This window comes from Kitasatospora sp. NPDC043950, from assembly GCF_056435345.1.
The window spans coordinates 21,421-31,134 of record NZ_JBWKER010000032.1; the positions used below are offsets into that span (position 1 = coordinate 21,421).

Here is a 9,714-nt window from a genome sequence, read left to right on the forward strand (position 1 = left end):
CTGGTCCTGATCCCTGCAGCATAGTCTCCCCGACACCCACCCGGAGCTGGCCTTGATCGCGACAGGTCAAGACCATCCGGCACGTCCCTCCGCGGGCCGGCGCGGGGCGCCGAGCCCGTACACGCGGACCGCGTTGTGCCGGAACACCGCGTCCTCCTCCCCCGCGCTGAGCCCGTCCGCGAGGTGCCGGGTGATCCGGGCGACCTCGGCGTAGCCGGCCTCCAGGGTGCACACCGGCCAGTCGGAACCGAAGAGGAGCCGTTCCGGGCCGAAGGCCTCCAGGGCGGTGTCGGCGTAGGGCCTGAGGTCCGCCGTCCGCCACCGGCCGGGGGCGGCCTCGGTCACCAGGCCGGAAAGCTTTCCCACGGTGTTGGGCAGCGCGGCCAGGCGGCGCAGGTCCGCTGCCCAGGGGTCGAGCGCGCCGTCGGCGATCGGGGGCTTGCCGAGGTGGTCGAGGACGAACGTCAGGCCGGTGTGCCGGGCGGCCGCGAGGGCGGCGGCGGGCAGCTGGTGCGGCTTGACGACGAGGTCGTAGGCGAGACCGGCCTCGGCGACGGCGAGCAGGCCGCGCTGGACGTCGGGGCGCAGCAGCCACTCGGGGTCGGGCTCCTCCTGGACCTGGTGCCTGATGCCCACCAGTCTTTCCCCGCCGGGGAGTTCACGCAGGGTGGCGATCGCGTCGGCAACGCCGGGGGCGGTGAGGTCGGTCCAGCCGACGACGCCGGCGATCAGGTCGCTGCCGTCGGCCAGCGCCAGCAGTTCGGGGGTCTCCTCGGGGACGCAGACGGTCTGCACGACGACCGTGGCGACCACTCCGGCCGCCGCGGCTTCGGGGGCGAGGTCGGCGGCGGTGAAGGAGCGGGCCAGGGGAGCGAGGGCCTCGCCGCTGATCCAGGGCTGCGGCCGCGCGCCGAGGTCCCAGACGTGGTGGTGCGCGTCGACGATCTGACGTCCGGTCACAGTTCCCACACGGCCGGGAGCCCGGCCCCGGCGCCGGCGTTCGAGTAGTCGTGGCTGATGTCGAGCAGTTCGCCCATCCTCTCCTGCCAGGCGGTGTTGGCCGGGAGGTGCTCCAGTTCGGCGAGGAGCCGGGCGTAGTCCTCGCACTCCAGCAGGTGGAACAGCTCGCAACCGCTGCGCCAGATCGTCCACGAGGTGGCGCCGGCAGCCCGGATGGCTGCGACGAGTTCGGCGGGCACGTCCCGGTGGGCGGCCTCGTACTCGGCGATCCGGTCCGGGCGGAGGCGGGTGTGCAGGGCGACTCTCATGGCTGCTCCGGGTGGGTGGGGTGGTCGACGATGACGACGTGCAGGGTGCGGGGGCCGTGCACGCCCTCGACGCGGTCGAGTTCGATGTCGCTGGTGGCAGAAGGGCCCGAGATGAAGGTCAGCGGCAGCGCGGGGTCGAGGCGGGCGAGGGCGTCGGGGACGTCGGCGGCGATCTGTCCGGCGCGGATGACGCACAGATGGTAGTCGGGGACGAGGGTGAGGGCGCGGCGGCCCTGGCCCGGGCCGGTGTCGAGGACGATGGTCCCGGTGACGGCGATGCCGGCGGCGGCGAGGGTGCAGGCGCCGTCCAGGGCGTTCAGGGCCTGGGCGTCCAGCGGTTCCGGGTGCCACTGCCAGTCGCCGGGCGGCAGCAGCTCGACGGGAAAGCCGCTGGGCAGTGCCAGGTTGCTCGCCCCGGCTGCGGTGAGCGCGGCGGCGATGGCGGCCGGCAGGCCCGCCTGGTCGGTGCGGGTGACGTCCGCGCGGTAGTCGGCGACCCGCTCGGCGAACAGGGCGACGGTGTCCTCGCCCGGCTCGGTGTGGCTGCGGCGGTAGGTCCGGGGTACGGGGACGTCGTCGGACCGTTCGTCGGCGGGGACGTCGGCGAGCGCCGCCCGGATGCGGCCGAGAACCGCCTCACGGCTGCTCATCGTTCACCTTCCCTGTTCTTGCGCCACCAGGTGCGGAAGGACTCTGCCGGAGGTGCGGGGGTGTCGCGGGTGTCGGACCAGCCGTGCAAAGGGCCCGGCAGCCGGCCGATCCGCCCCTCCCTGGCGAGGGCCCTGCCGCCGAGCGCGGCGGCCTTCTGGGCCGCGGAGAGCAGGCGCGGGGAGTCGAGGACGGTGGCAGCGGCCTTCATGGCCAGCGCCTCGGCTCCCCGAGGCTTGCTCTCGACGGTCTTGGCCCGCAGGTGGGCCAGCACCTCCGGGATGTTGATCTTCACCGGGCAGGCGTCGTAGCAGGCGCCGCACAGGGTGGAGGCGAACGGCAGGGACGCCGCGTTCTCCACGCCGACCAGTTGCGGGGTGAGGACGGCGCCGATCGGTCCTGGGTAGACCGAGCCGTAGGCGTGGCCGCCGGTGCGCTCGAAGACGGGGCAGACGTTGAGGCAGGCCGAGCAGCGGATGCAGCCGAGTACCTGCCGTCCGACCTCGTCGGCGAGGGTGTCGGTGCGGCCGTTGTCGAGCAGCACCAGGTGGAACTCCCTGGGGCCGTCGCCGTCGGTGGTGCCGGTCCAGGTGGAGGTGTAGGGGTTCATCCGCTCACCGGTGGAGGAGCGGGGCAGCAGTTGGAGGAAGACCTCCAGGTCCTGCCAGGTCGGGACGGTCTTCTCGATGCCCATGACGGTGATGAGGGTTTCGGGCAGGGTGAGGCACATCCGGCCGTTGCCCTCGGACTCCACGACGACGACCGTGCCGGTGTCGGCGACGGCGAAGTTGGCGCCCGAGACGGCCACCTTGGCGGTGAGGAACTTCTCCCTCAGGTGCAGGCGGGCGGCTTCGGCGAGTTCGCGCGGGTCGTCGCCGAGGTTCTCCGGTGCGGGCTTCCCCCAGTGGGCCATTTCGGCGAGGAAGAGGTCGCGGATCTCGGTCCGGTTGCGGTGGATCGCGGGGACGAGGATGTGGGAGGGGCGGTCGTCGCCGAGTTGGACGATGAGTTCGGCGAGGTCCGTCTCGTAGGCGGTGATGCCGGCTTCGGCGAGGGCCTCGTTGAGGCCGATCTCCTGGGTCGCCATGGACTTGATCTTCACGACCTCGCGTTCGCCGGTGGCCCGCACGAGTTCGGTGACGATGCGGTTGGCCTCGGCGGCGTCCGAGGCCCAGTGCACGGTGCCGCCCGCGGCGGTGACGGCGGCCTCCAACTGGACGAGGTAGCGGTCGAGGTGGCGTGAGGTGCGGTTCTTGATCGCGGCGGCAGCGTCCCGCAGGTGCTCCCAGTCGTCCAACTCGGAGGCGACGGCCAGCCGCTTGTCGCGGATGGTGGTGGTGGCGCGTTTCAGATTGGCGCGCAGCCGGGTGTTGCCGAGCGCCTCGCGGGCGGCGTCGGGAAAGGACGGGGAACCGAGCCAGACGACGCCACGGCCGCCGGGCTTGCTCATCGTGCGGTTCCTTCGGTGGCGGCGAGGATCTCGGCCAGGTGCAGGGTCCGCACGGTCGCGCCCCGGCGGGACAGTCCGCCGCCGATGTGCATCAGGCAGGAGTTGTCGGCGGCGCACAGGACCTCGGCTCCGCTGTCCAGGACGGCGGCGTTCTTGTCGGCGAGCATCGCGGCGGAGGTGTCGGCGTTCTTCACGGCGAAGGTGCCGCCGAAGCCGCAGCAGGAGTCGGCCGCGGGCAGGTCGACCAGGTCGATGTCCTCGACGGCGCGCAGCAGCCGGTCCGGGCGGTCGCCGAGACGCAGGCCGCGCAGGGAGTGGCAGGTGGGGTGGTAGGCGACCCGGTGCGGGAAGCGGGCACCGACGTCCGTGACGCCGAGCACGTCGGTCAGGAACTCGGTGAACTCGTGCACCCGGGGCACCAGTTCGGTGACCTGTCGGAGGAGCGAGGCGGTGCCGTGCCGTTCGGCGAGCAGGGGGTGGTTGTCACGGACCATCCCGGCGCAGGAGGCGGACGGCGTAACCACGGCGTCGTAGTCGGCGAAGGCCCGGACGAAGCGGGTCACCAGCGGGACGGCGTCGGGGCGGTAGCCGGTATTGAAGTGCATCTGGCCGCAGCAGGTCTGTTCCTGGGGGAACTCGACACGGTGGCCGAGCCGCTCCAGCACCGTCACCACCGCGCGGCCGGTGTCGGGGAAGAGGGTGTCGTTGAAGCAGGTGATGAACAGGGCGATGCGCATCAGCTCACCTCCCCGGGGGTCGGGACGTCCGCGGGAAGCAGTCCGCGGTGCTTGAGCTCGGCCCAGAGCGCCGCCGGAACGGGGTGGTCGAGCATGGCGGCGGCGTCCCGGGCCTCGCCGGCGCTGCGGGTGCCGACCAGCACGCTCGCCACCGCCGGATGCCCGAACGGGAACTTCAGGGCGGCGGCGCGCAGCGGGACGCCGTGCCGCTCGCAGACGGCCCTGAGGTCGGTGGCCCTGGTGAGCAGGTCTGCGGGGGCCGCGGTGTAGTCGAAGGTGGCGCCGGGCCGCGGGTCGGCGAGCAGGCCGGAGTTGAAGACGCCGCCGATCACGACGCCGACGCCGCGCCGGTGGGCCAGGGGCAGCAGTTCCGCAAGGCCCTGCTGGTCGAGGAGGCTGTAGCGGCCGGCGAGCAGTACGGCGTCGAGGTCGGTCTCGCGGATGAACCGGGCGGGCAGCCCGGCCTGGTTCATGCCGACGCCGATCGCTCCCAGGACGCCTTCGGCGCGCAGGCGTTCGAGTTCCGGGTAGGCCTCGGTGAGTGCCTGTTCGGCGTGGTCGTCGGGGTCGTGCAGGTACGCGATGTCGATCCGGTCGAGGCCGAGCCGGTCCAGGCTGTCCTCGATGGAGCGGCGCACGCCCCGGGCGCTGAAGTCCCAGACGCGGTGGTGGGTGGCGGGCACGGCGAAGCCGTTGGCCAGGTCGTCGCCGTCGCCGGAGGGGGCCGGCTCCAGCAGGCGTCCGACCTTTGTGGAGATCGTGTACTGCTCCCGGGGGAACGCGCGCAGGGCGGCGCCGAGTCGCCGCTCGGACAGGCCCAGGCCGTAGTGCGGGGCGGTGTCGAAGTACCGTACGCCGCACTCCCAGGCGGCGGTGACGGCCTGTTCGGCCTGCTCGTCGGTGACCGGGGTGAACAGGTTGCCGATGCCGGCGGCGCCGAAGGCGAGTTCGGTCACCTGGGCCCTGCTGCGGCCGAGGGGGTGGTGGCGCGGCTTCACGGGCGTGGCTCCGGTCGCAGGCGCAGGCCGGCCATGCCGCCGTCGACGGCGAGCGCGGTGCCCGTGACGCTGGCGGCGGCCGGGGAGGCGAGGTAGGCGATGGCGGCGGCGACCTCCTCGGCGGTGACCAGCCGGCCGGTGGGCTGGCGGGCGTTCAGTGCGGAGCGCTCGGCGGCCGGGTCGTCGGCCGCGTCGAGCAGCCGTCCGACCCACGGGGTGTCGACGGTGCCCGGGTTGACGCAGTTGACCCGGATGCCTTCGCGGACGTGGTCGGCTGCCATGGCCAGGGTGAGCGAGTGGACGGCGCCCTTGCTCGCCGAGTACAGCGCGCGCTGGGGCAGTCCGGCCGTGGCGGCGATGGAGCAGGTGTTGACCACCGAGGCGGAGTCGGAGCGGCGCAGGTGGGGCAGGGCGGCGCGGGTGGTGCGGACGATGCCGAGCACGTTGACGTCCAGGACGTGGTGCCACTGCTCGTCCGAGTTGTCCTCCACGGTTCCGGCGGCGCCGATGCCGGCGTTGTTGACCAGGATGTCGATCCCGCCGAGCGCCTCGGCCGCCGCCTGGACGGCCTCGCGTACGGAGCGGTCATCGGCGACGTCGGCGGTGAAGCCGCGCAGCGGGGCGCGGACGCCGCTCGGGTCGAGGTCGAGGACGGCGACGTCCGCTCCGCGTGCGCCGAGCAACCGGGCGGTGGCCAGTCCGATGCCGGAGGCACCGCCGGTGACCAGGGCGGTGAGCCCGTCGAGGTCGGTCGTCATGAGCGCTCCTCCTTGTCGCCGCCGGCCAGGTCGGCTGCCCAGAACGTGCCGTCGGGGTAGGTGTAGGTGTCGATGGCGGCCTGGTGCATGGTGGCGGAGAACCCGGGCACGGTGGGTGCCCGGTAGCGGCCGCCGTCGATGACCACGGGGTCGAGGAAGTGCTGGTGGAGGTGGTCGACGTACTCGATGACGCGGTCCTCGGTGGTGCCGGAGAGCGCGACGTAGTCGAACATCGACAGGTGCTGGACGAGTTCGCACAGGCCCACGCCGCCGGCGTGCGGGCACACGGGGACGCCGAACCTGGCGGCGAGCAGCAGGATGGCGAGGTTCTCGTTCACGCCGGCCACCCGGGCCGAGTCCAGTTGGAGGACGTCGATGGCGCCGGCCTGGAGCAGCTGTTTGAAGACGATGCGGTTCTGCACGTGCTCGCCGGTGGCGACCTTGACGGGGTGGACACCGCGCCGGACGGTGGCGTGGCCGAGCACGTCGTCCGGGCTGGTCGGCTCCTCGATCCAGTAGGGGTCGAACTCGGCGAGCTGGTTCGTCCACTCGATCGCCTCGGCGACGTTCCAGCGCTGGTTGGCGTCGATCGCCATCCGGATGTCCGGACCGATGGCCTCGCGGGCGGCGCGGCAGCGGCGGATGTCGTCCTCCAGGTCCGCGCCGACCTTCAGCTTGATCTGGGTGAAGCCGTCGGCCACCGCCTCCTTGGCGAGGCGGGTGAGCTTCTCGTCGCTGTAGCCGAGCCAGCCGGGCGAGGTGGTGTAGGCGGGGTAGCCGCGGCGCAGGAGTTCGGCGGCCCGCCCGGGTGCGCCCTGTCTGCCCTTGCGCAGCAGTTCGAGGGCCTCATCAGGCGTCAGCGCGTCGGCGATGTAGCGGAAGTCGACCTGGGACACCAGCCATGCGGGGTCGGCGTCGGCCAGCAGCTGCCACAGCGGCTTGCCCTCACGCTTGGCGGCGAGGTCCCAGACGGCGTTGACGACGGCTCCGATCGCCATGTGCATCACGCCCTTCTCGGGTCCGAGCCAGCGCAGCTGGCTGTCACCGATCAGGTCGCGGTACAGGGAGCCGGGGTCGGCGCACAGCTGGGCGACGGACCGTCCGACGACGTGCGGGCGCAGCGCGTCGATGGCGGCGACCTGGACGTCGTTGCCGCGACCGATGGTGAAGGTGAACCCGTGGCCCTCGTGGCCGCCCGCGGAGGCGCGCAGGACGACGTAGGCGGCGGAGTAGTCGGGGTCGGGATTCATTGCGTCGGACCCGTCCAGCTCCCGCGAGGTGGGGAAGCGGATGTCGTAGGTGTCGACGGCGGTGATCCGCGCTGTGGTTGCGGACAACGTGGTGCCTTTCAGGCGTTGGAGAAGGTCTGGCGCTGGGTGCCGAGGCCGTCGATGGCCAGTTCGACGGTGTCGCCCGCGCGCAGGTAGGGGGTGCCGGGCAGCCCCAGGGCCACGCCGGCCGGGGTGCCGGTGTTGATGACGTCTCCGGGCCGCAGCACCATGTACTGGCTGAGGTACCAGACCAGGTACGGGACGTCGAAGATCATATTCTCGGTGCTGCCGCTCTGCCGCTGCTCGCCGTTGACGGCCAGACGAAGGCCGAGGGCCTGCACGTCGCCGGCCTCGTCCGGGGTGACCAGCCAGGGGCCGAGCGGGTTGAAGGTCTCACAGGACTTGCCGAGGTCCCACTGCCCGGAGTACTCGAGCTGGAACTCCCGCTCGGACACGTCGTTGCTGATCGCGTAGCCCGCGACATGGGCGAGGGCCTGTCGGGGCGAGTCCAGGTAGCGGGCCTCGCGGCCGATCACGACCGCGAGTTCGACCTCCCAGTCGGTCTTGGCCGAGCCGCGCGGGATCAGCACCTGGTCACAGGGACCGACCACGGCGGACGGGTCCTTCATGAAGACCACCGGCCGGGCGGGGACGGCAGCGCCGGTCTCCTCGGCGTGGTCGCGGTAGTTGAGGCCGATGCAGACGACCTTGCCCGGCCGGGCGACGGGGGCGCCGATCCGCAGGCCGACCGGGTCGATCGCAGGGAGCTCTCCGGCGGCCAGGGCGGCGCGAACGCGGTCGATCCCGTCCGAGGCGAGGAACGCCCCGTCGATGTCACCGGTCAGGCCCGAGAGCGCGAAGACCCGGCCGTCGTCGCCGAGGGCTGCCGGAGCCTCTTCTCCCGCCGGTCCGATCCGCATGAGCTTCATGCCATGGCTCCTGTCATAGGTCTGCGGGCCGGGGTTCTTCACCGGGCCGACACATCGGATGAATCCTCGACGCCCTGACCATACGAGTGTCGGCCACGCACCGCAAGAAGTCCTCCGATGTCTGTCGGCGCCCGCCGGGGTCAGGAGCCAAACATCTCCTAACTGTTCATCAAATCTCCAGCTCAGACAGGAGATGACAGCTCGTTATCATCCGACATGGGGGCCCGGACGTTACGGTTGAGATTCGCCCGAGGTTTCCCTATTGTCAGTCACGTGCCAAGCTCGTATGGTCCTCGTGATCGCAAGCCATCCGATGACTGCGGGGAGCACGGTCCAGCGCGCCTGCCACGACCCGCCGCATCCATGGCCTCCCTCCTGGATGACGGCCGGGAGGGGAGGTCCGGCTCAACCACCCCCGCTTCACCTCCCGGGGGGACAGGCCTCTCCGCCTCCCGCCACACCGGCTCCCCACCCTCGCAGGGGAGCCCGGACATCCCAGCCAAGGAGATCAGCACCATGAAGCCTCGCTCCTCCAGAATCGCGGCCACGGCCGCCGCCGTAGTCGTCCTGGCGGGGGCCGCCACGGCCTGCAACCGCGGCAGCACGACGGACTCCGCCGCCGGTGGCAAGCCGGCGCTCGGGATCGACCTGCCGCGTGCGGACTCCGACTTCTGGAACTCCTACGCGCAGTACATCAAGCAGGACGCCTCCGCCCAGGGCCTCAACACCCTGCCGGTGAGCAACTCGCAGAACGACGTCACCAAGCTGGTCGCCAACGTCCAGGTCTTCCAGAACACCGGCGCCAAGGCCGTCGTCATGGCCCCGCAGGACACCGGCGCGATCGCCTCCACCCTCGACCAGCTGACCGCCAAGAAGATCCCCGTGGTCAGCATCGACACCCGCCCCGACAAGGGGAACGTCTACATGGTGGTGCGCGCCGACAACAAGGCGTACGGCACCAAGGCCTGTGAGTTCCTCGGCCAGCAGCTCGGCGGCAAGGGCAAGGTCGCCGAACTCCAGGGCGCGCTGAGCTCCGTCAACGGCCGCGACCGCTCCGAGGCCTTCGCCGCCTGCATGAAGGAGAAGTTCCCCGACATCCTGGTGATCGAGCTGGCCACCGACTGGAAGGGCGACGTCGCCTCCGCCAAGCTCCAGTCCACCCTCGCCGCCAACCCGGACCTGGGCGGCGTCTACCTGCAGGCCGGCGGTGTCTTCCTGCAGCCCACCATCGCCCTGCTCCAGCAGAAGGGCCTGCTCAAGCCCGCCGGCCAGCCCGGTCACATCGCCATCGTCTCCAACGACGGCATCCCGCAGGAGTTCGACGCGATCCGCAAGGGCGACATCGACGCGACCGTCTCCCAGCCCGCCGATCTCTACGCCAAGTACGCGCTGTTCTACGCGCAGGCCGCGGCCGAGGGCAAGACCTTCCAACCCGGTGCCACCGACCACCAGTCGACCATCATCTCCCTGCCCAACGGCCTGGAGGACCAGCTCCCCGCTCCCCTGGTCACCAAGGAGAACGTCGACGACAAGTCCCTCTGGGGCAACGGCGTAGGCAAGTAGCCCACCGACCCCTCGTGGGGGGGGGGGGGGGGGCCCCCCTCTCGCCTGGCGCGGCCAAAGCACCGGGGAGGGGAAGGCTCCGCCCAGCGGTG

10 protein-coding genes are annotated in these 9,714 nt (G+C 71.8%); 1 reads left to right on the forward strand and 9 read right to left on the reverse strand.

The annotated features are described in order from the left end of the window. Positions 1-66: 66 nt before the first annotated feature. From AC07BF_RS21930 to AC07BF_RS21970, 9 genes are read right to left on the reverse strand one after another with little or no spacing between them, the layout of a single operon-like run. Positions 67-960, reverse strand: a complete 894-nt coding sequence (locus AC07BF_RS21930) for an amidohydrolase family protein (protein ID WP_363581229.1) — start codon at positions 958-960, stop codon at positions 67-69. Continuing rightward, positions 957-1,268, reverse strand: a complete 312-nt coding sequence (locus AC07BF_RS21935) for an L-rhamnose mutarotase (RefSeq protein ID WP_363581227.1) — start codon at positions 1,266-1,268, stop codon at positions 957-959. Before AC07BF_RS21935 ends, AC07BF_RS21930 begins: the two co-directional genes overlap by 4 nt. After that, complete coding sequence (locus AC07BF_RS21940) at positions 1,265-1,918, reverse strand: LutC/YkgG family protein (RefSeq protein WP_363581225.1); 654 nt, start codon at positions 1,916-1,918, stop codon at positions 1,265-1,267. The genes AC07BF_RS21935 and AC07BF_RS21940 overlap by 4 nt, the downstream gene beginning before the upstream one ends. Then, positions 1,915-3,366 carry a LutB/LldF family L-lactate oxidation iron-sulfur protein gene (locus AC07BF_RS21945; RefSeq protein ID WP_363581223.1) on the reverse strand — a complete coding sequence of 484 codons (1,452 nt, stop codon included), beginning with the start codon at positions 3,364-3,366 and terminating at the stop codon, positions 1,915-1,917. Before AC07BF_RS21945 ends, AC07BF_RS21940 begins: the two co-directional genes overlap by 4 nt. Further along, on the reverse strand, positions 3,363-4,103 hold the full coding sequence (locus tag AC07BF_RS21950; protein WP_363581221.1) for a (Fe-S)-binding protein: 741 nt from the start codon (positions 4,101-4,103) through the stop codon (positions 3,363-3,365). Before AC07BF_RS21950 ends, AC07BF_RS21945 begins: the two co-directional genes overlap by 4 nt. Next, positions 4,103-5,101 (reverse strand): aldo/keto reductase, encoded by a 999-nt coding sequence (locus AC07BF_RS21955; RefSeq protein ID WP_478333795.1) that lies wholly within the window; start codon positions 5,099-5,101, stop codon positions 4,103-4,105. Before AC07BF_RS21955 ends, AC07BF_RS21950 begins: the two co-directional genes overlap by 1 nt. Then, positions 5,098-5,859, reverse strand: a complete 762-nt coding sequence (locus AC07BF_RS21960) for an SDR family NAD(P)-dependent oxidoreductase (protein ID WP_363581217.1) — start codon at positions 5,857-5,859, stop codon at positions 5,098-5,100. Before AC07BF_RS21960 ends, AC07BF_RS21955 begins: the two co-directional genes overlap by 4 nt. Beyond that, positions 5,856-7,196, reverse strand: coding sequence for an L-fuconate dehydratase (locus tag AC07BF_RS21965; protein WP_400809272.1), 1,341 nt, complete (start codon positions 7,194-7,196; stop codon positions 5,856-5,858). Before AC07BF_RS21965 ends, AC07BF_RS21960 begins: the two co-directional genes overlap by 4 nt. 11 nt (positions 7,197-7,207) lie before the next feature. Beyond that, positions 7,208-8,059, reverse strand: coding sequence for a fumarylacetoacetate hydrolase family protein (locus AC07BF_RS21970; RefSeq protein ID WP_400327918.1), 852 nt, complete (start codon positions 8,057-8,059; stop codon positions 7,208-7,210). Between the two features lie 516 nt (positions 8,060-8,575). Between AC07BF_RS21970 and AC07BF_RS21975 the strand changes: the two genes are divergently transcribed. After that, on the forward strand, positions 8,576-9,622 hold the full coding sequence (locus tag AC07BF_RS21975) for a sugar ABC transporter substrate-binding protein (protein ID WP_363581211.1): 1,047 nt from the start codon (positions 8,576-8,578) through the stop codon (positions 9,620-9,622). Positions 9,623-9,714: the final 92 nt, after the last annotated feature.

Bases quoted from the DNA above. Each gene is read 5' to 3' on its own strand.
- AC07BF_RS21935 (WP_363581227.1), bottom strand. From the start codon at position 1,268: ATGAGAGTCGCCCTGCACACCCGCCTCCGCCCGGACCGGATCGCCGAG.
- AC07BF_RS21940 (WP_363581225.1), bottom strand. From the start codon at position 1,918: ATGAGCAGCCGTGAGGCGGTTCTCGGCCGCATCCGGGCGGCGCTCGCC.
- AC07BF_RS21945 (WP_363581223.1), bottom strand. From the start codon at position 3,366: ATGAGCAAGCCCGGCGGCCGTGGCGTCGTCTGGCTCGGTTCCCCGTCC.
- AC07BF_RS21950 (WP_363581221.1), bottom strand. From the start codon at position 4,103: ATGCGCATCGCCCTGTTCATCACCTGCTTCAACGACACCCTCTTCCCC.
- AC07BF_RS21960 (WP_363581217.1), bottom strand. From the start codon at position 5,859: ATGACGACCGACCTCGACGGGCTCACCGCCCTGGTCACCGGCGGTGCC.
- AC07BF_RS21970 (WP_400327918.1), bottom strand. From the start codon at position 8,059: ATGAAGCTCATGCGGATCGGACCGGCGGGAGAAGAGGCTCCGGCAGCC.
- AC07BF_RS21975 (WP_363581211.1), top strand. From the start codon at position 8,576: ATGAAGCCTCGCTCCTCCAGAATCGCGGCCACGGCCGCCGCCGTAGTC.